General features: G+C 45.6%; 17 protein-coding genes. 6 read left to right on the top strand and 11 right to left on the bottom strand.

Going from position 1 to position 20,165, the window contains the following annotated elements; translation table 11 throughout:
• Position 1: 1 nt before the first annotated feature.
• The 4 genes from AB4Z08_RS15915 to AB4Z08_RS15900 form a co-directional block, all read right to left on the bottom strand.
• Complete coding sequence (locus AB4Z08_RS15915) at positions 2–1,702, bottom strand: GMC oxidoreductase (protein ID WP_441574746.1); 1,701 nt, start codon at positions 1,700–1,702, stop codon at positions 2–4.
• A gap of 132 nt (positions 1,703–1,834) precedes the next feature.
• Positions 1,835–2,212 (bottom strand): nuclear transport factor 2 family protein, encoded by a 378-nt coding sequence (locus AB4Z08_RS15910; RefSeq protein WP_441574745.1) that lies wholly within the window; start codon positions 2,210–2,212, stop codon positions 1,835–1,837.
• Positions 2,213–2,365: 153 nt separating this feature from the next.
• On the bottom strand, positions 2,366–3,997 hold the full coding sequence (locus AB4Z08_RS15905) for an alpha/beta hydrolase-fold protein (RefSeq protein WP_441574744.1): 1,632 nt from the start codon (positions 3,995–3,997) through the stop codon (positions 2,366–2,368).
• Between the two features lie 186 nt (positions 3,998–4,183).
• Positions 4,184–5,410, bottom strand: a complete 1,227-nt coding sequence (locus tag AB4Z08_RS15900) for an MFS transporter (RefSeq protein WP_441574743.1) — start codon at positions 5,408–5,410, stop codon at positions 4,184–4,186.
• A gap of 148 nt (positions 5,411–5,558) precedes the next feature.
• Between AB4Z08_RS15900 and AB4Z08_RS15895 the strand changes: the two genes are divergently transcribed.
• Positions 5,559–6,029 carry a RidA family protein gene (locus AB4Z08_RS15895; RefSeq protein WP_441574742.1) on the top strand — a complete coding sequence of 157 codons (471 nt, stop codon included), beginning with the start codon at positions 5,559–5,561 and terminating at the stop codon, positions 6,027–6,029.
• A 151-nt stretch (positions 6,030–6,180) separates the two neighbouring features.
• A complete protein-coding gene (locus AB4Z08_RS15890; protein WP_441574741.1) occupies positions 6,181–8,613 on the top strand; it encodes a TonB-dependent siderophore receptor in 2,433 nt (810 codons plus the stop codon).
• A gap of 122 nt (positions 8,614–8,735) precedes the next feature.
• On the opposite strand, the gene AB4Z08_RS15885 is transcribed toward AB4Z08_RS15890, so the two are convergent.
• From AB4Z08_RS15885 to AB4Z08_RS15865, 5 genes are all read right to left on the bottom strand, one after another.
• A complete protein-coding gene (locus AB4Z08_RS15885; RefSeq protein WP_441574740.1) occupies positions 8,736–9,821 on the bottom strand; it encodes an NADH:flavin oxidoreductase in 1,086 nt (361 codons plus the stop codon).
• Between the two features lie 96 nt (positions 9,822–9,917).
• Entirely contained in the window at positions 9,918–10,625 is a 708-nt protein-coding gene (locus AB4Z08_RS15880) for a hypothetical protein (RefSeq protein ID WP_441574739.1), read from the bottom strand.
• Between the two features lie 13 nt (positions 10,626–10,638).
• On the bottom strand, positions 10,639–11,607 hold the full coding sequence (locus AB4Z08_RS15875; RefSeq protein ID WP_441574738.1) for a hypothetical protein: 969 nt from the start codon (positions 11,605–11,607) through the stop codon (positions 10,639–10,641).
• An 83-nt stretch (positions 11,608–11,690) separates the two neighbouring features.
• Positions 11,691–12,527, bottom strand: a complete 837-nt coding sequence (locus AB4Z08_RS15870; protein ID WP_441574737.1) for an alpha/beta fold hydrolase — start codon at positions 12,525–12,527, stop codon at positions 11,691–11,693.
• 148 nt (positions 12,528–12,675) lie between these two features.
• A complete protein-coding gene (locus AB4Z08_RS15865) occupies positions 12,676–13,905 on the bottom strand; it encodes an MFS transporter (RefSeq protein ID WP_441574736.1) in 1,230 nt (409 codons plus the stop codon).
• 102 nt (positions 13,906–14,007) lie between these two features.
• Here AB4Z08_RS15865 and AB4Z08_RS15860 point away from each other — a divergent pair, with 102 nt between their 5' ends.
• The 3 genes from AB4Z08_RS15860 (at position 14,008) to AB4Z08_RS15850 (ending at position 16,082) form a co-directional block, all read left to right on the top strand.
• Positions 14,008–15,087 (top strand): DUF2652 domain-containing protein, encoded by a 1,080-nt coding sequence (locus AB4Z08_RS15860; protein WP_441574735.1) that lies wholly within the window; start codon positions 14,008–14,010, stop codon positions 15,085–15,087.
• Positions 15,088–15,164: 77 nt separating this feature from the next.
• Entirely contained in the window at positions 15,165–15,713 is a 549-nt protein-coding gene (locus AB4Z08_RS15855; protein WP_441574734.1) for an RNA polymerase sigma factor, read from the top strand.
• Positions 15,714–15,860: 147 nt separating this feature from the next.
• The gene (locus tag AB4Z08_RS15850) at positions 15,861–16,082 is read left to right on the top strand and encodes a hypothetical protein (protein WP_441574733.1); all 222 of its coding nucleotides are present in this window, start codon (positions 15,861–15,863) and stop codon (positions 16,080–16,082) included.
• Between the two features lie 74 nt (positions 16,083–16,156).
• On the opposite strand, the gene AB4Z08_RS15845 is transcribed toward AB4Z08_RS15850, so the two are convergent.
• The gene (locus tag AB4Z08_RS15845) at positions 16,157–18,040 is read right to left on the bottom strand and encodes a DUF3472 domain-containing protein (protein WP_441574732.1); all 1,884 of its coding nucleotides are present in this window, start codon (positions 18,038–18,040) and stop codon (positions 16,157–16,159) included.
• An 86-nt stretch (positions 18,041–18,126) separates the two neighbouring features.
• Entirely contained in the window at positions 18,127–19,086 is a 960-nt protein-coding gene (locus AB4Z08_RS15840) for a peptidoglycan DD-metalloendopeptidase family protein (protein WP_441574731.1), read from the bottom strand.
• A 204-nt stretch (positions 19,087–19,290) separates the two neighbouring features.
• On the opposite strand from AB4Z08_RS15840, the gene AB4Z08_RS15835 reads away from it, so the two are divergent.
• On the top strand, positions 19,291–20,034 hold the full coding sequence (locus tag AB4Z08_RS15835; protein WP_441574730.1) for a hypothetical protein: 744 nt from the start codon (positions 19,291–19,293) through the stop codon (positions 20,032–20,034).
• Positions 20,035–20,165: the final 131 nt, after the last annotated feature.

The following is a 20,165-nucleotide window of genomic DNA, read 5'->3' as shown; positions in this document are numbered from 1 at the left end:
ATCAGAGCTGCTGTCGCTTCAATTCCTTCACCGCATAATCCGCTGCCCTGGCAGTAATGGCCATATATGTCAGCGAAGGATTCTGACAGGCGGAAGAAGTCATACAAGCACCATCAGTGACGAATATATTTTTAGCGCTATGCACCTGGTTCCATTCATTGAGGATAGAAGTACGGGGATCTTTTCCCATGCGGGCAGTCCCCATTTCATGTATGGCCATACCTGGATAAGAATCCCTGTTGAAAGGCTGCACATTTTTCAGTCCTGCCGCTTCCAGCATCGCCACTGCATCCTGGTCCATATCCTTCCGCATTTGCCGCTCATTATCTTTGAATTCGCAATTCAGCTGCAGTACCGGTTGCCCCCATGCGTCCTTCACACTATGATCCAGGGTGACCTTATTTTCTTCGTAGGGCAGACATTCACCGAAGCCCATTAATCCCATTTGCCAGGGACCTGGTTCAGACAGGTAATCTTTGAAAGCGTCACCAATGCCCAGTTCAGCAATTCCCCTGGACCATCCGCTACGATTGCTGTAACCGGTGTAACCGAATCCCCGCAGATAGGAACGTTTGTCGTTACCCAGGTTGCGGAACCGGGGAATATAAAATCCTGCCGGGCGCTGGCCATAGTAATATTTATCTTTAAAATCTTCTGATATCCCACTTGCGCCGGCATGAAAATGATGATCCATGAGATAATGCCCCAGCACGCCGCTATCATTACCCAATCCTTGCGGGAAACGATTAGAAACAGAGTTCATCAGCACAAAGGTGCTGCCAAGTGTAGAAGCATTTAGAAAGATGATCTTCGCATAGAACTCCTGCATTTCTTTGCTATGCTTATCTATCACCCGTACCCCGGTGGCCTTGCCTTTGCTTTCATCGTAGATAATACTGTTTACAATGGCATCCGGATGCAGAGTAAGATTACCCGTTTTTACCGCAGCAGGCAGTGTAGACGACTGCGTACTGAAATAAGCGCCAAAAGGGCATCCGCGGGCACAGCGATCACGATACTGACACTTCCCCCTGTCGCCGATCGGCTGCGTGAGATTGGCTGTACGGAAAATAGTCATGCGGCGATCCGGGAAGGTGGACTCTATCCTGCTTTTCACCTGTTTCTCAAAACAATTCATTTCCATAGGAGGCTGGAAAATGCCATCCGGCAAATGTGCCAATCCCTCTGCCTGTCCGCTGATGCCGGCAAAAGCTTCCACATGATCATACCAGGGCGCCAGGTCCTTATAACGGATAGGCCAGTCGATGCCTATGCCCTCTTTTATATTGGCTTCAAAATCCAGGTCACTGAGACGGAGCGATCCGCGGCCCCACATAATAGAACGGCCGCCTACGATGTCCGGACGGGCCCAGTCAAAGCGTTTCTTTTCCAGATACGGACTATCCGCATCCTTCAGCCAATAGCTTTCATTAAACTCTGAATATGCCCTTTCACGGATCAGGAAAGGATGCTCTTTCTGTTGAATGTTGGTGAGCGCTCCCCTATGTTGTACTTCCCAGGGAGCTTTCGTTGCAGTGGTGTAGTCTTTTATATGCTCCAGTTGTTTTCCGCGTTCCAGCAGCAATACTTTGAGTCCCTTTTCGCAGAGTTCCTTCGCAGCCCAGCCGCCGGAAATACCGGAGCCTACTACAATAGCATCATACGTATTTAATCCTTTCGCTTTAAGGTTTAAGTTAGCCATACATAGGAGAATATTGGTCCGGCAGGAAAATAATAAAATAATGAGAAAGGAAATTATATTTTGGTATGAGCGGAAACGTGTAAATTTTACGCCACGTGCTTATAATTCGATATAATAGAATACATCAGGTGACTAACTGATATCAGATAACGCTATAATTTTATTGCCTTCAAATTTAAAAACAGACACACCTGATAATTTGAGCTCCGCCCCTTTTTTAAGTCCGTTGGGCAGGTCAATCGCTAAGATGGCAAAGTAGTCGATTTCAATAGTGGTTTTATCCGCTTCATGTACGAACGATAAGATGGTTTGTTTTCTTTCCGAAAGCAGCCGCTTTGCCTGTTCCGCCTGTTGTCTAAAAGCTTCCACGCCCACCAGTGTCATATCTACCTTCCCGTTTGAAATATTTTCAAAGCGGATGTTATCGTCAAAATCGGCCACCATCCTGTCGGCGTCGAAGCTGTTATAAGCAGCAATATAGTTGTTGATGATATGTTCTCTCTGCTTCATCAAACGCGGTCATTTAGTATTAAATATTGGGTGGGTTACAGTAGGATATTACCCAAATTTAAGGCTAAAATTAATTTCTTGTAACAATACGCTGTGAACTTCTTTTTTCACGAGTCCTGTTTTATAGCAACACGCCTGTAAAATGCAGAGGCACTACTTACCTTCCATCAGCCATTTTAATGCATCCTGAAACGTCTTCACCGCAGTTTCCATATGTGAGTAATTCGGGTAAATTGCTGTCTTCACATTGATGGCACCTCCCTTCCTTGCCTGCATATCCCGGATAAAGTCCTTCATATCAGCAGGGGCGCCATCACCGCTGTCACTTTCTAATCCGCCCGCTGTAATATATAATGTGCGTGGGGGCGCCGGGGTATTCCAGGGGATATCTCCCAGTTGTTTAAGCAGGTAATTATCATAGTAAGATAAAGAAGGACTGGCGGCCACAAAATTTTTGAAATAAATACGCTTCTTCAACACTTCTCTTTCCATCGCAAACGTTGTAAAATAGCCACCCAATGAGTGGCCCATAATAGTGCGATTGCTGGTATCTGTACGATAGGCGTTATCAACATATGGTAGCAGCTCCTGCTGAAGAAAATGTAAAAACTTATCTGCCCCACCACTGATGGCAAAGCTATCCTCCGCCAATGCTACCGGGTAAGTATAATCCCGGCTCCTTAAAGAATCATTCTGAACAAAATCAGCGTACCCAACACCTACCAGGATGGGCGCTACGGATAACTCTCTCTTTATATAATCGCTTACCTGGTCAAAATAAGCGTTGGCATCCAACAGGTATACAACCGGGTAAAGACTATCCTTTCTTTTATCATAGTCTTTCGGCACTTTAATAAATATAGAGAAGCTATCCTGTACGAAAGAAGAATATAGTCGAACAGCCGGCAACGTTTCTTTTTCGTCACCATTTTCCGGGTGTTTATCCCGGCGGTTGTTGGATACAAGGGCTGTCATGAACATGCGATAATGATGTGGCGGCACTCTCCACTCTCCCTGGCTTTGGGGGCGGGTAAAGCTCCTGGCTGATCCTCCCAGCTTTACTTCGTAATAAATCGGGGCTGTCTTTTTCTCCAATGGAATAAACTCTATCGCAGCAACAACATCTCCTTTCAAATAGAGATGATACTTTTTCAAATCAAATTTCAGCCAGCCCTTTTGAATAGCATGTGTCTGCACAATACTTTCTTCAAAAATCCGGTTCCCGGGACGTTTACCATCGAAGCTATAAAAATTGATCCGGAAGATACCACTGTCCTTCCGGTCCTCACTGATATACAAACTAAGGCTCGTTACTTTAGCCGCCTTATCATCCAGCCTGACTAACTGGGCGATCTCAAAAATATCGTCCTGATTGGTACTGGCATCTGTGAAATGAACAATTGGATGGTACTTTACAATACCTATTCTCTCTTCCGTCAGCTTTTCCCCGGCAATAGTTACCGGGTTTAACTGGCTTATTTTTTCCTTTAACTCAAATTGTGTAATCTGTCCAATCTTATTGATATTAAAACTTATCGAGGTATACCCTACCATAGAGAAAGTCAGCGTATCATTTCTATATTGCTCCGGAATATTAATCGTAAAAGTGCCGTCCGGATGAGAGATGACGCCAACATTCTTATGCGGGATACCAATGTTTACATAAGGAAGCGGCTTTTTGCTGCCGGCATCTACAACCATTCCTTTCAGCGTAAACTGAGCATTTACAACCTGACTGGTAATACACACAACAAATATCATCATTAACCATCTGGATGCGGGCATAATCATTTATTTATAAGGTGAAGCCGGCATCGCACAGTGCAAGAGGGGGACGGGTATTCAGTGATGCCTACCAGTGAAATTAACCTTATAGGTGCAAACAGAAAGTTAAAGTTTGACGCGTTGCATCGGGAGATATATGCACCCGCTGTTTACCAGGTGCATATAGGCAGATGCATGCTAAAGCAGTTACTCCGTATAATTCAAATCTTTCGAAAACGTTTCTTCCATTTTCCAAAGCGCTAGTAAAGCAGGCATAATAGTGGCGAGCGCAATGATGCCTGCCGCCTGGGTCACACTGGTATGGTCTTTTAACAACAGGAATAATGGTGTAAAAATATTGACACTGCCGCGCACAAAATTAGGCACCGTGGTGGCTACAGTTGCCCGCAGGTTAGTACCAAACTGTTCTGCAGCAATGGTTACAAACAATGCCCAGTAACCAATTGCAAATCCCAGCAATAAGCATAACCCGTAAAAAATGAAAATACTTTGTGAGGTTTGTACCAGGTAGATGACTACCGTAACGAGGGTGAGTATAATGAAAACAAATACCGATTTCCGCCTGCTCCGCAGATACTGACTTAAAAGCCCGCTGCTGATGTCTCCCAGTGAAAGTCCGATATAACAAAACATTACTGCTTTACCGGCGTACACGGTTGTGGTAAGACCAATGGCTTTCCCAAATTCGGGAGAAAAAGTAACCAGTATACCTATCACAAACCAGATAGGCAATCCTATCAGGATGCAGCGCAGGTACTTATAAAACATGGCAGCAGACGTAAATAATGCAAAGAAATTTCCGCGGGAGGTCGTTTCTTTCTTTACAGCTTTAAACATACCCGACTCAAATACATTAAATCGTAGTACGAGTAATGCCAGGCCCAATCCTCCACCGATAAAATAAGCAATTTTCCAGTCAAACATATCCGCCACCACATAGGCCAGCACAGCTCCCAATACCCCTACTGCCGATACAATGGTAGTGCCATAACCCCTTATTTCCTTCGGCAGGATCTCGGCCACCAGCGTGATGCCGGCACCCAGTTCTCCTGCCAGTCCTACCCCTGCAATAAAACGCAGCAACGCATATTGGTCTACCGTAGTCACAAAACCATTGGCAATATTTGCCAGGGAGTATAATAAAATAGAGCCAAACAAAACGGATAACCTTCCTTTCTTGTCGCCGTAAATGCCCCACAGGATGCCTCCCAGCAGCATACCGGCCATTTGCATATTGATCAGGTAAATGCCTTTCTTCAGCAACTCGCTCTCTCCAACATGGAGTGCCTGCAAACTGGGGATGCGCACAATACTGAATAATAACAGGTCGTATATATCTACAAAATAGCCCAATGCCGCTACCATTACAGGGATAGAAAATAATTGCCTGACTTGTATGTTTGCTTTGTCCATTCTTTTAATAACTAAAGACGTTAAATCTGACCGGGCTAATCCCTGTTGGATCTATTTTATTTAAAATAAAATTCCGGAGAGCCACACGCTTTTTTTCGCCAGGTGGAAAATGGGAATCATTATCTTTAGATCCCGTAAAAATATCCGCATGAAAAAAATCATATTCCTGCCCGCCCTGTTTATTTCGCTGGCCGCTTTTTCCCAAACAAAGTCACCTGTGGTGAAAATGATCAATCCCACTACCGTACATGTACCTAAAGGATATTCCCAGGCCGCCGTTATTGACCTGGGCAATTGCAAAATGCTTATCCTCTCCGGCCAGGTAGCCCTCGACAAAGAAGGCAATCTCGTAGGAAAAGACGATGCCGGTAAACAGGCAGAACAGGTATTCCAGAACATTAAAAGCATTATTGAAGATGCCGGCGGAACCATGGACAACGTGGTGAAACTCGGCTATTTTATAACAGATGTGACCCAGGTTCAGGCCATCCGGAATGCCCGGGATAAATTTATCAATACCCAAACACCTCCTGCCAGTACACTGGTGCAGGTGAATAAGCTGTTCCGGAGTGATATACTGATTGAAATTGAAGCTACCGCCATACTCCCGAAAAAATAACAGCTTCCCTGGTAACGCCTGAAACCTGTTCCGTTCATTCATTATATTTTTCCGTATTGCGTAAATTATTTTCCCGATTGGCATAACTAAAGACGCGGTCTGTGATCAACCTTTGCAGTCTAACTGATCACACAACCAAATCACACTTTAAATGTTTCATCGGCTTTTACTTTTAATGACCTATCTGTTTGCCACCACCTGCCTGTATGCGCAAAGTGCAAAAGACAACAACGGTACCATTAAAGGCACTATTACCACCAGTGACGGCAAACCAGCCCCACTCGTTACCATCAGAATTAAAAATGCCAGATGGGGCGACATCAGCAACGAGCAAGGCGTATACACTATCAGGAATGTAAAACCAGGCACCTGGACCTTGCTGGTCAGCGACCTGGTATCTATTGCGGAAGAAAAACAGATCAACGTTATCGCGGGCCAGGCCACACAGGTTGATTTTGTACTGAAAGAGAACGCTGCACAGCTCCATGAAGTAACTGTGTCATCCGGTAATATTAAGAAGGAAAATAAATCAGTGGCCAAAATGCCACTGGAAAAACTCGAAAATCCGCAAGTATATAGTACGGTATCATCCGAGCTTTTAAAGCAACAGGTCATCTCCAACTATGATGATGCCTTACGCAATGTACCCGGCATTACCAGAACCTGGGAATCTACCGGCAGAGCGGGCGATGGCGCCTCCTACTTTGCGCTGCGTGGATTTGATGCACAGCCTTCCCTGTATAATGGTCTGCCCGGCATTACCAGCGGCAATCCGGACCCGGCAGATGTGGAAGAAATAGAAGTCATCAAAGGCCCGTCAGGTACGCTTTTCGGCGGTAGCTTTCAAAGTTATGGTGGTATGATTAACACCATTACCAAAAAACCATACTATACTTTTGGAGGAGAAGTCACTTACAACACTGGTAGCTTTGACTTAAACAGAATCACCATTGACATCAATACCCCGTTAAGCAAAAAGAAAAAGATCGCACTCCGCTTAAACGGCGCTGTTCATAGCGAAAACACCTTCCAGGATGCAGGTTTCAAGAAGTCGTTTTTCATTGCACCTTCCTTTTCCTATGAAGTAAACAGCCGTCTGTCCTTCAGCGTAATGGCAGAAATCATGCAGGAAAAAAGGGCTGCACCACCTATCTTCTTCCAATCCAACAGGGATACTTTACTGGATTTCAAAACCGTGCAGGCGCTGAACCTCAATAACAGGTTATCCTTTACCAACAACGATCTCACGATCCGTAATCCGCGCTTTAACCTACAGGCGCAAATGTTGTATAAGCTCTCTTCTCAATGGAAATCTCAAACAGTGGTATCTACCGGAAGAATTAAATCCGATGGGATTTATACCTATATCTGGGACGATGTGCCCGGTGACAAATGGTTCCAGCAGTATTTCCATTACGAAAATCAAAAGACGAACACACTCGATATCCAACAAAACTTCAACGGCGATTTCAAAATTGGTAATATGAGAAACCGCCTGCTGGTGGGACTGGATTATTACCATCGTCATGTTGTGGAAAACAGCACCGGATGGGCTTCCGCAAGAAACGTTACGCCACAGGGAGAAATAGGTTATTTTAATCCGGAAACCGGCGAACCGGGCCCGCCGATAGATTTAACCATGACTGCTATCAAACAGCTGCTGGCGCCACTGGACAGCACCAAAACCAACATCTCCAATAGTTCCTACAGTGCCTACTTTTCCAACGTACTCAATATCACACCAGCTTTAATTGCCATGGTGAGCCTACGCGCCGACTACTTCGATTCAAAAGGCGATAAAAATAATCCTGATGACGATTACAGCCAGTTTGCCATATCTCCAAAGTTTGGTATCGTATATCAGCCCATCCTGAACAAAGTATCACTGTTTGCCAATTATATGAATGCATTCATCAATGTGGCGCCACAAACAGTATCCGATGCAGATGGCAGTAACAGCCGGGTAAAATCTTTCAAACCAGAACATGCCGATCAATTCGAATACGGTGTTAAAACCACCCTGTTTGATGGCAGGCTAACCGGTACAGTATCTGTATATGATATCAAAGTATCAGACAGGGTAATGCCCGATGCGCTGAACCAGCACGATGTTACACAAGGTGGAAAGGTAGGCAGCAAAGGGATTGAATTTGAAGTAAGCGCTCATCCGTTAAATGGTCTGAATATCATTGCAGGCTATAGCCATAATGAAACCAAAATCATCTCCGGCGCAAAAGATGACTTTTATGGCGAACCAGGCAGAAGTCCGGGTGGACAAGGCCCCCAGGACCTCGCTAATCTTTGGGCCACCTACAGATTCAGTAACGGCATCCTGAAAAACTTCGGACTCGGTTTCGGAGGTAATTATGGCGGCGTGTACAAAGTAATTGATAACAGTATCACCGGCGTATTCTTATTACCTTCCTATACGCTGCTAAATGGTACTGTATTTTACAATGCCAGGAAATTCAGGATTTCACTGGCAGTAAACAATATCACCAACGAAGTTTATTACACCGGTTATTGGTCTATCAACCCGCAGAAACCAAGGAATTTTTCCGCTGGTTTTGCGTATAAATTCTAAAAGGTTTTTAGCAGAAAAGGCCTTCCTGTAAATCAACAGGAAGGCCTTTTCTATTAAAGATTTATCTGGATGCTATTCTTTATTTTTCGGACCCTCCGGTGCGCGCCGCTTAATCTATCCCGCTACACTAATTTACCCAGCACTTCTTTATTGAACCCCTGCCATTCATGCATCCTGTTTTCCCTCAATTTCTGTACCCAGTAAGGATCTGTTAAAATAGACCGGCCTACTGCCACCAGGTCAAATTCATCATTATCCATTCGGCGAATCAGTTCATCAATAGAGGCGGGCGATGAATTTTCACCAACATATAACGAGGTAACATCTTTATCTAAACCAACAGAACCCACGGTGATGGTAGCTTTCCCTGTTAATTTTTTAGCCCAGCCGGCCAGGTTCAGATCAGATCCTGTAAATTCCGGCTCCCAGAACCTGCGGGTAGAGCAATGAAAAATATCTATGCCGGCATCGGCCAGCGGCGTTAGCCACGCTTCCACTTCCTGCGGTGTTGCAGCCAGCTTTTCATGGAAGTTTTTAAAGCTCCATTGCGATATGCGCATGATCAGCGCGAAATCTTCCCCTACCTGTTTTCGTATTTCCTTGGTCACTTCTACGCCAAACCGGGTACGTTCGGCCAGTGTTTTACCACCAAAAAGATCAGTCCTGGTATTGGTATCTTCCCGAAAAAACTGGTCAATAAGATAACCATGCGCGCCCTGCACTTCTATACTGTTAAAGCCCATCCGTTTTGCATTTGCTGCAGCGCGGCCAAAAGCGGCGATGGTATCAGCGATGTCGGCATCCGTCATAGCACGACCATTACCAATACCGGAAGGACCTTCAAACGGCACCGGCGGTGCCCACCCAGCCGGCGCAGCATCCTGTATGCCTGCATGCCAGAGCTGTGGTGCCATTTGGCCTCCTGCGGCGAGGACACCATCTATCACCTGTTGCCAGCCCTCCAGGGAAGGCGCACTATAAAATCTGGGGACATTAGGCTCCATGGAGGAAGAGGGCCGGTCAATGACTGTTCCCTCTGAAATGATTAAGCCTGCTTCGCCTTCCGCTCTTCTGCGGTAATAGCTGGCCACATCAGCGCCAGGCACCCCTCCGGGAGAAAAGGACCTGGTCATAGCCGACATAACAAAACGATTCCTTGTGTTCAGGGATTTCAGGCGGAATGGCCTGAATAAGCTGTCTGTATTCATACTTGCTTTGTTGGTTAGTTATACTCCTCGCGGAAGATAATTTCAACCTCATAACGATCGAAACTCCCGGAGGGGGACAAACTACCTTACAAAGCGTTACTCACGGTAAAAACGCTGCAGGTTACCATCTTTCGTAAAACTAATAAAATAGCGTTCCCTGCTACCATCCAGGGATTGGGGATACCAGCTGAAGCCCTTGTTATCAAATATGGCGTATATATGTGTAAGCGATTTGGTGCCTGTCACACTATCTGCTTTTAGCTGGTAATTACGGTACACCGTTGCCACACTACCGAAACTAATATCATCCAGTTTAATCAGTCGTTTTTGGATATCATCATGTACAGAGAGCTGCACGGGTTCCGGCGCCTTCCAGTGTCCATTCACAAATTCGTATTCATCAATATATGCCGGGTTTTGCGGATGCTGCACTTTGGTACCTATCCTGCCATCATCATAGAAATGAATGCCTTCATATAAATAAATATCTTTTCCTGCGAAGGCCGGTAAGTGACGAAGCGCCTGTTCTGCGGCCGTCAGCCTGGCTGCATTGGCCAGAAAACCATCGCTGCTGCTATGTTCTGTAGACGAGGTCACTGTACTGCTGGTATGTACAGTGGAAGAAGTAACAGTAGTACTGCTGCTCTCTTCCACCATCCTGTTGGCGGCCGGCGTTCCTGCATGCTGACGGGTGCTATCTGTATTAGTACCATTGAAGGTATCATGAATAGAATCCCGGAATGACTGGCAGGACATACACCCTGTCACTAATACGATGGTTATTATCTTTTGTAACTGCATCATGATCATATTTCTTTTAAGCTTCCACATCACTGGCAAAGGCTATCTGTTCCGGTTTTTCTTTCAGGTAGAAAACCGGGACAGTGGCCTGTTTGGCGATGTCCAGTTCCAGGAGCGGAATTATTTTCTTTAACGAAGCAGTATGGCTGATGCCAGAGGCGTCCTGGTAGCGTAGTTCAAACCGTAGCTGGGGTTGCTCGTTAATATAGGTGCCCGTTTGCGAAGCAGATACAATCTGCGCATCGGTACGTATGCCGTAATATTTAAAGCGTAACATGGCGGCCGGCGAGCCTCCGATGAATTTAAATAATTTCATCAGGCCCCAACGGGTCAACAGTAAAATTAAAGGAATCAGGAGGAGGGGGTGATAAAACCTTAGAAAACGCCAGCCCATGCCACTGTTTTCCAGGATATAAGCATAACAGTAATACCCGATAACTGCCGCCACTACTGCTAACCAAACGATGCCCAGTAATAGTATCCCGCCTTTTTTTATGGTTACCTGTACACCATCAGGGGTGATGGGAGGAACGGCCTTGAGCGCAGGATCAATTCGCAACTGGACGCTTTTTCCTGTCTCATATCGGCGGAGGGCAGGCTGACTATCATTTACGACTAGCTTTTCTGTAATCGTTGTGCCCACGAAGTTCTGCAGCGTACATACAATTTCTTTCGTGACAAGATTATTTCCAGCGGAGATCAATTCCTGGCTATGTGTAATCCGGGCTTCTTTCCGCGCCCCATCTGTTAAAAGACGCCTGATATTCCTTTGCATGATAAAGGGCATCAATACCCATTTCCTGAACCAGCCCTGCAATAATATGATCCATAGTATAACAGATATGACCAGGTAGATCAGTGCCAGCCAGGGATTGGTATCCACTTCCACGATCCCATACACCGTCATGTAATAAATAAACAGGGGGAATGGGATCGCAAAGAAGAGGATGTAGATGATCCAGAAATACTTCCAAAAACCTTTCATTCAACTAATTTAGTGATTAAATTTAATCGAAAGGCCTTTAACAATTGCTGTTCCGGATCGCTTTAACAGGAAGATAATGTGATTTAATTTTGAAGGAACTCATTGATCAGGATGAGCAAAGCATCCGGCATTTTACTATGCTTATTGGGCGAATCTATTTCTCCCATGTATGCGCCATGTCCGCCGGGGAAAATGACTAATTGTGCATGTGGCAGCGTACGTGACAGCAGCAGTGCATGATCTGGCAGCACTCCATTGATCGACTCATTCACCACCAGTGCAGGCGCCTGGATGGCTTTAATATCCGTATCGCTGATATCTGTAAATCCTTTCATCCTGGCCACGTCGCGGTCAAACATGCGCTGCAGGCCTTTGGGATCAGGATTAGCTTCCAGGTAAGCCGCCTTCAGTGACTTAGGCATCACATCCAGGGTCGCATTTGAAAAACCATCAAAGAAGCCGGCAGGCATGCCATCCCGTTTGTAGAGCGCGGAAGCCAGGATCAGCTTATGCACGATTTCCGGGTGGCGGATCGCAATTTGCAGCGAAGTGGTGCCACCATTACTGAAGCCCATGATATCCGCTTTTTCGATATGGAGTTCTTTGAGCAATGCAGCCACGTCATCGGCATCCTGCTCAAAGCTCAAAGGGCGGTCTATATCCGCTGTATGCCCATGCGCCTGCATCTCTACAGCAATCACCCGGTGTGTTTTCGCCAGCTCCGGTAAAATACGGCCAAAGCTGGATTGAAGGGTAGATCCACCACCATGAATCAATACCAGTGGTTGTCCGCTGCCATGAATTTCATAATACATTTTTAAGCCGTTCACGGAGGCATATTTACCCGTTTGCTGTTGCGCATTTATTTGTGAAAATGCAGAGATGAGTAGCAATAAGATGAAGGCTGATTTGCGTTTCATATAGTACGTTGTTTAGATGAAACAAACTTACACGAGAATATCCAACAGCAAGGGTTGTAAAAATGTCAAATTGCGGGGCAATTACGTCACACTACCCACGCCGGGTTTATATTGCCACCAAAGAAACGTATATACATGACCGTTTGCCCTACAATGTTACGACCTGCTCCTCTTTTCTGCTCAATGAAAGCACCCGGTACATCACCACACCGCTGATAAGGATCAGGAACATATAACTGAACGACAGGTTCCTGCCATCTTTTGCAGGCAGGAAATATATAAGACTATAACTGAGAACAGACACGATGACATAGGATAAACCACCCGTCAGACCACCGGCAATACCGGCGTTCTTTGGAAATCGCTGCAAACAAAAAGTAAAATAATTATTGTATGTAAAACCGGCGCCTACATGCACCAGGAAAGCAAATACCAGTATCGTCCATAATCCGCCAAACAGGGAAAAAGTTAGCAGCAACGCCACCGCTGATAACAACTGCAATCCAACATTGATGCTCATTTTACGGGGAAAGGGTTTATTGATCATTGCTTTGCCGATAAAGCCGCCTACCATCCAGGCAAATCCCAGCAGCAACGAGCAATACCCGGTAACAACCGGCGACAGATTAAAAAAGTGCTCAATGATAAAAGGACCTGACATGTTGTATACCATCACCATAGAATATCCGAGCCCCAGCAGGGATACGCCCAGTGTAAAGCTGCTGGTACGGAGCATACCCGCATAAATAGACAGGATCTTTTCAGGATGGAACGGGGTGGTATGTTTGATGGTTTCTCCGCTGAAAATAAATTCCAGCAGGAATAAAATAGCCCCAAAAGCACCCAGGAAATAAAAGTTGGAACTCCATCCGAAATTCACTTCCAGGTACCCGCCAATGAAAGGTGCCACAATAGGTCCGGTTGACCATATGATCGTAAAAATGCTGAGATAGTGTTTCAGCTTCTCTCCCGAATACAGGTCCACAAAAAATGCACGCTTACTTACCACCATAGCTGCGATGGTGATACCATGCAATATCCGCATGGCGTAGATGACATAAATACTATGTGTATTGGCAATGGTGACGCAGGAAGCACAAAAGATGAGCATAGATACCAGCGCAATCTTATATCTGCCGTAGCTGTCGAGCAAACTGCCGATAAAAAGCTGTGATAGGCCATAACTGATCAGGAACAGGCTCAGGGTAAGCTGGGCCTGACTATTCGTGATGCCCAGCGAGCTGGCCATTCCCGGCAGAGACGGAATGTAGATGTCTGTAGCGAAACCCGACATGGGGATCATCGCAAATGCGAGAAGGGTGGCAATCCTGATATTTCCGTCCTTTATCGGCTTTGTTTTAACAGTGCTGGTAGTCATTTTACAGTTGCTGGTGATTCGTTCACGGCAAAATTAGGACTTAATAACTTAAGCACCACACGCCACCGGCTTTTTTATTACCTTTAAAAAAATAAGTAAAAGATGGAAAATCAAGGGCTGCTTTTTATTCCTGATATAAGTGGCTTTACCCGTTTTGTGAATGAAATTGAGATCGGGCATAGCCGGCATATTATCCAGCAGTTGCTGGAAGTGCTGATCAATGCCAATGAAACAGACCTGGAAATCTCTGAAATAGAAGGAGATGCCATCCTGTTCTATAAATTCGGCGCGCCACTGGAACTACCGGCATTGTACCGGCAGGTGGAAAAGATGTTCTGTGAATTTCACCGGCATCTGAATACCTACGACCACCGTAAAATCTGTCAATGCCGGGCCTGTATCTCCGCCATTGACCTTACCCTGAAAGTAATCACCCATTACGGAGAGTTCACTACCTACCAGGTAAAGAATTTTAGTAAGTTAATTGGGAAAGATGTGATCCTGGCACATCAATTACTCAAAAACGATATCGAACAACATGAATACTGGCTCGTAACAGATCACCTGTTAAACGGCCCACCACCCGACCTGGCACAATGGATGAAATGGGATGCCAGTACCAAACAAACGGAAACAGGCAACGTTCCCTTTCACTATACCCAACTGAGTGAACTCAAAAACAACATCATCCCCGATCCAGACCCCGCGCCGGCACTGGCAGACAAAAAGAAAATGTTATCGGTGTCCAGAGACTATGATGCAGATATCAAAACACTGGTTTACACCGTGGTACATTTTGAATTCCGTCATCAATGGCAGGAAGATGTAAAGGCAGTGGACGAAGTAGAACATTTTTTACCGGGTATCGGCAGTCGTCACCGGCACGTGATGCAAAACGGGCAGGAAATACTGATGTTTACCAGCAGCTTCACCTATAACCCCGAAGAAAAGGTACTGTTCAGCGAAACAGCTGAAAAAAAGAATTACGTTACCTGTTACACCATCGAAAAAACTGCTGCAAACAAAACCAGGCTGACAATAGATTTTTATTTACCTAAAAATCCGGTCCGGCAAATTCTCTTTCAGCTACAGGAAAAAAAGGAGATGGAAGCCCGGTGGCGGCGGTCTCTGAACAACCTGGAGCCGATAGTAAAACAGATGGTGGTGCCCCTGGAATTCTGACCACAAAAATAAATTTCAATATCATGGGTGATAATAGCCGCCTTGGGGTATAGACTATTGACTAATTTTATCATCAAATGCAAACAATACCTGACAACACCCTGGTTGACCAACTTAAAAACGAAGACGCGGGCGCGTTTGAGCGGCTATATCGGCTATATTCTCCTTCCATATTCACCTATGTTACCCAGCATAACGGCACCACCGCAGATGCAGAAGATATTTTCCAGGAAGCCATGATCGTTCTCCTGCAAAAAGTCCGGCAAACAGACTTTATCCTGTCGTCTTCACTAAAAACCTACTTATTCGCGATCGCCAGAAACCTGTGGCTGAAAAGACTCCGCGATAATAAGCTCGTACCCGTTGATAACCTGGAACACTACCTGCCGGATAGCGGGGTGGCGATGTTCGAATTACAGCGGCCGCCCGACAGAGAAGAAAAAGTGATGGCGTGGCTGACAAAGATCACCGCAAATTGCCAACGTATCTTAAAAGCCATTTTCTTTTACAAGGAACCCATGAGCAGTTTGATGAAAAAAATGGGTTGGAAAAATAAACATACCGCCGCCAACCAGCAATACAAATGCATACAACAGGTAAAAAATAAAGCACAAATAAATGGGTGATAAATAAAAGCATGGGGTATTAATAGTTGAAATCATTTAAAACTACGCCCAATGAACAAAAACACCATGATCATTCTATGTATTGCTGCTGTTGCCTTATTAGCCACCTGCATCTATCACTTTTTCGGATAATCCAAAACTGACCACATGAAAGCATCCCTCAATATCTGGGGTATCAAAGAAGTGGCCGGCGATGGTATCAGCTGCCCGGTCATTCCTGCCAATATCCCCTGGTATAAAAAAATAGTGCTCCTGTTCTTTCGTTTTGGAGTATGTCCATTATGCATTACGATGAGTTTGACGTACACCATAACGACCTTCCTCCGAAAAATGTTTGTGAAGCATCGAAAAGAAATCAACGGACAATAAACTCCGGCACTTAACATCAAAAGCAAAGCCTGCAAACAGTTTGCAGGCTTTGCTGATTTATACGATCATTGCTATTATTGCTTCACCAGCCGAATCGTTTCATCACCATACTTCACAAAATACATTCCGGCTTCTAATGCGGAAACGTCCACATTCGAAGGGGTAGACGATACCGCTATCTTTTTTATCAGTCGTCCTTCCAGGCTATAAATAAACGCTGATGGCTGATCTTTTTGCTTCTTTACAAACAGGTAAAAGCTGTTATGCACGGGATTAGGATACAGCTGCATCTTTGTAGCATCCGGCGTTGCATACGCTGGTGTTTGAGGGGATGCCATGGCATTTTGAGCACTGAGTGGATTCACCACCTGCTCCAGCAGCCAACGCTGATTAGTACCGCCGTTACTGCCACTGGCCGGATACAGAATGATACCGGTGCCGCTGATGGTGCTACTGGCAGAATCATCCAGCACATAATGATTGGACAGGTTACTCTGGATCAGATAGGCGCCGCCGGTAACAGCTACCAGGTTCCATTGCTGGTTAAGTCCATTTTGCACGGTGTATTGTATCGGGTGCGTGCCGGCTGTCTGGCTGCTTCCCGGCAGATCAATGGCTTTGCCGCTACGACGATTGATGATCACCTTCGCGCCATTCTGGGTGCTGAGATACCATTGCAGATGGTAGCCACTACCATTGCTATATTGTGCGATAGTTGCCAGGTCTGCTTTGCTGCTGTCTTTCACGCCGAGATACAAATTACTGTACGCATTCTTTATTTTGTACCAGGTAGTATCAGGGCTACCACCAACCGTAAAAGTGCCGGTAACTGCTGAAGATACATTATTAAAAATGTCCCGGATAGTAACGCGGGCAGTATAGGTACCAGCTGCAAGCGTACCTGCAATAACCGCGCTGCGCTTCTGTGGCACCGTATCCTGCTGAATACTCAGTACAGTGCCTGCTCCATTCAGGATCTCTGCTTTAGCCGATAACTGCGGCCCCGTAGTATTGTTGTTGGTCCAGCTGATGGTGGTAGTACCGCTGCTGTAGGTAGCGCTCACCGTTGATACAACACCGGCAGTGATAACTGGTGCCGTTCCCTGGTTGGTTTGTGCCGGAAGCGACAGCGTACGTCCGGTGCCGAAAGCTGCATCTGGTGTAGTACTTCCGCCATGCACCATAAAATAGGCATCTTCCGTAGCATCATAACCTGCATTAAAAGCCCGGTCGTATATCCCGTTGCGTCCCTGATCACCGGCGTTGGCACTGAAAGTACGACTCGTATGCTTTTGCCATACTCCTGCCGTGTTCAGGTTCCAGCAATCTTTAAAAAATGCTTTACGTACAAAGGCCCCATTCCAGTTAACGTTATCATCCCAGTTTTCCAGGAAGGCATCGTTGCCGGAGCCTAAATTGTTGGCAGGAGCAGGAATCGATAACGTGGCGGTATGAAACCATTGGTTATTACTCAGATTGTTGATGAAAGTAGCAATGTATAATTGTCCCCCAGACTTCCATGACCGGATCACCATATTGTACCAGGTGTTAAGCGTCCAGTTGTAGGGGTTAATGGATTGATACCCATCTCCTTCCCCGCCGAAACGACCGGTATAGGTATTACTGGCTTTATATTGCACCGCGGAGTAAATGCCACCGGCAGTGTTGGGATCCCAGAGGGACGAAATAAGGGTATGTGAGCTTCCTTTGCTGCTGTCAGGCGTCTGTTGCAATCCTGCATAGCCGTTCGTAAAACTATGCATTTCAAAATACTCCGTAAAAGCAGATTGCACAATTTTGATCTTATGCATTTTCAATACCGCATCAGCGGGAAAAGAGAAGGTCAGGTGTTGGGAAGGCGCGGCACCCTGCGCATATGTTTCAGCGGGATGCAGCATCGTTAATAGGAATGACACACCTAAAATGGTGTATAGCCATGATTGTAGCATTTTTTTCATTGTTCGACAGATTTTGGTAGTAGGAAATTGCATTGAATATAATGATTATATTTTATAAAAAATACAAATCCCCTTGCAAAAAACCATCACTCATTTCCCTTTACCTGATCCCCTTTGATAGGTGAATAATCAGTTTTGACAACCCCGTTGACGGTCAGCTTATCAAAAAAACATTTTATGCCGGTAGCCTGATTAAAGTCTTCCGTATTCTGCAAATGAAAATGTAAATGAGGTTCGGAAGAGTTTCCTGAATTTCCGCACTGGCCCAGTAATTGTCCCTGTTTCACCACATCTCCCTGTTTTACCTTTATAGTATTTTGTTTGAAGTGTGCGAAGAAAACGTATTCCTGGTTTTTAGTTTTTATTAAGATAGAATTACCCGGAACGTAGATAGGATTCAGCACGCCCGGGATATTATCCTTGACGCCATCTACCGCCAACACCACTTCCCCATCGCAGGGAGCAATAATGGGTTGACCAAATGCGTAATAATCTTCGTTGGTTTTGCCATTGGTTTTAAAGCTCTTTCCGTCTTTGTTATTCATCACAATATCAAAGGCATTCTTTTGAAACTTCACCACCACGTGATAATTTAATTCTTTGGTATCACCGCCCCAGAACACCGTCCATTCTCCTTTAAAAGGCAGGTGCATAGGCGTTACATTCCGCAGGGTGTCCGGTTCTTCATAAGGCTTCGCATACAATCCTGTAATCGCTTTATTATTGTCTGCCGCTATCTGCAGTAGTATAACGCCTTTTTCAAACGTGGTTTTATATACAGCAAACGGGGCCCGATACTCCAGGAACGTACGCTTCGTAATACGTCCATACCTGTTGTTCAGCTGGGTTAGAAATGCATTGGTTTTATCCGGCGGCAGACTGACTTTGGTTTGTTCAGAAAAGGTAGCAAAAATGCTGTCGTACTGATGCGCATTGAAATATTGCTCAAATTTTGCGGCGGCATACTGGCTTTCCGCAGGTTCCTGGGAGAATGCAGCGCCAAAGACGAATGACAGTAAAATGGAAAAAGCAACTGTTAGCTTCATGGTAAAGGTTTCGATGATTAGTTGTTCAATTTACCAATAAACTTACAGGACATCGTATTTTTCCGGATCAGGTTGACAAGTTGGGGAATATCTTTTTTTCAATATGTGCTAAATGCCCATACACTCCCTTGGGCTGATCTTCCATCTACCCTGAAAACAGGTTCCCCGGATTATCTTATATTTATCTTATCAAAATTATCTTCCATGGCAAAACAAATGTCTATCCTTCCCTTTACGGGAAAACTCGGTCCTCTCATTGGGTATAAACGCAATGGCCAATACTTCCTGCGCAGCATGCCTCAAAGCGTGCAGCAAACGGCTGCTACCCGTCGTGCATCCCGGCGCTTTGGCATCGCCAGCAGGAAAGGCGCTTTTATCCGTAAGGCTTTCTACGGCCACCTGGATATCCACTGTGATGGCGGCCACATCAACCGGCTCAACAAGCTACTCATTGCTGCCGGCGATCATCATGCCGCCCTGACAGGCTTCCGCTTCAATCAGCATACCGGCGTAGATCGTTTCCTTACAGTGACTCCCCGCCTTCTCCCTAACGGAATATTAAATATTCCGGCTCAAACCATCGCCGGGTATAAAGGCATTGCTGCGCTGGAAGTAAAAGTGATCGCCACGCGTATTGATTTTAGATCCCGTCAGGTGGCGGGTAGCGAAACGGTTACGCTCATGATAGCGCCGGATACCACTTTCCAGGAAACAAATGTTTCACTCGATGTGCCCGGGGAGGGCTCACTGATAGTGGTTTTCCAGGTAAGAGCGATGTACAAAGACGGCCCATCGGGCAACAGGCAATATATGGCCGCCGATATTATTGCGGTGGCAGCGCCACAGGTTCCTAAATATGCAAAAAAACGTACTTATCCCAAGCGGACAAGATTGCTTCCTAACCTTACCTATACACACGCATATCCAGCTGTCATTCAACTGGAATGAAGCGATCCTGCCCCCGGAGATATTTTGATGAATAAATCCTTTATACCTGCTTTCTTTAAATAATACATCTCTTTCCGAAGCTACAGCCTGGTACTGAAGTAGCGCTGCTATGGCCACTTCTGACCTCCATA

The sequence above is a fragment of the Chitinophaga sp. RAB17 genome (genome assembly GCF_052114225.1).
Lineage (GTDB): Bacteria > Bacteroidota > Bacteroidia > Chitinophagales > Chitinophagaceae > Chitinophaga.
Note: the sequence above shows the minus strand (reverse complement) of the source record. Positions and strands in the feature narration are given on the sequence as shown.

Excerpts from the sequence above, each read along its gene's own strand:
- AB4Z08_RS15915 (WP_441574746.1), bottom strand. The coding sequence starts at position 1,702 with ATGGCTAACTTAAACCTTAAAGCGAAAGGATTAAATACGTATGATGCT.
- AB4Z08_RS15910 (WP_441574745.1), bottom strand. The coding sequence starts at position 2,212 with ATGAAGCAGAGAGAACATATCATCAACAACTATATTGCTGCTTATAAC.
- AB4Z08_RS15905 (WP_441574744.1), bottom strand. The coding sequence starts at position 3,997 with ATGCCCGCATCCAGATGGTTAATGATGATATTTGTTGTGTGTATTACC.
- AB4Z08_RS15900 (WP_441574743.1), bottom strand. The coding sequence starts at position 5,410 with ATGGACAAAGCAAACATACAAGTCAGGCAATTATTTTCTATCCCTGTA.
- AB4Z08_RS15895 (WP_441574742.1), top strand. The coding sequence starts at position 5,559 with ATGAAAAAAATCATATTCCTGCCCGCCCTGTTTATTTCGCTGGCCGCT.
- AB4Z08_RS15890 (WP_441574741.1), top strand. The coding sequence starts at position 6,181 with ATGTTTCATCGGCTTTTACTTTTAATGACCTATCTGTTTGCCACCACC.
- AB4Z08_RS15885 (WP_441574740.1), bottom strand. The coding sequence starts at position 9,821 with ATGAATACAGACAGCTTATTCAGGCCATTCCGCCTGAAATCCCTGAAC.
- AB4Z08_RS15880 (WP_441574739.1), bottom strand. The coding sequence starts at position 10,625 with ATGATGCAGTTACAAAAGATAATAACCATCGTATTAGTGACAGGGTGT.
- AB4Z08_RS15875 (WP_441574738.1), bottom strand. The coding sequence starts at position 11,607 with ATGAAAGGTTTTTGGAAGTATTTCTGGATCATCTACATCCTCTTCTTT.
- AB4Z08_RS15870 (WP_441574737.1), bottom strand. The coding sequence starts at position 12,527 with ATGAAACGCAAATCAGCCTTCATCTTATTGCTACTCATCTCTGCATTT.
- AB4Z08_RS15865 (WP_441574736.1), bottom strand. The coding sequence starts at position 13,905 with ATGACTACCAGCACTGTTAAAACAAAGCCGATAAAGGACGGAAATATC.
- AB4Z08_RS15860 (WP_441574735.1), top strand. The coding sequence starts at position 14,008 with ATGGAAAATCAAGGGCTGCTTTTTATTCCTGATATAAGTGGCTTTACC.
- AB4Z08_RS15855 (WP_441574734.1), top strand. The coding sequence starts at position 15,165 with ATGCAAACAATACCTGACAACACCCTGGTTGACCAACTTAAAAACGAA.
- AB4Z08_RS15850 (WP_441574733.1), top strand. The coding sequence starts at position 15,861 with ATGAAAGCATCCCTCAATATCTGGGGTATCAAAGAAGTGGCCGGCGAT.
- AB4Z08_RS15845 (WP_441574732.1), bottom strand. The coding sequence starts at position 18,040 with ATGAAAAAAATGCTACAATCATGGCTATACACCATTTTAGGTGTGTCA.
- AB4Z08_RS15840 (WP_441574731.1), bottom strand. The coding sequence starts at position 19,086 with ATGAAGCTAACAGTTGCTTTTTCCATTTTACTGTCATTCGTCTTTGGC.
- AB4Z08_RS15835 (WP_441574730.1), top strand. The coding sequence starts at position 19,291 with ATGGCAAAACAAATGTCTATCCTTCCCTTTACGGGAAAACTCGGTCCT.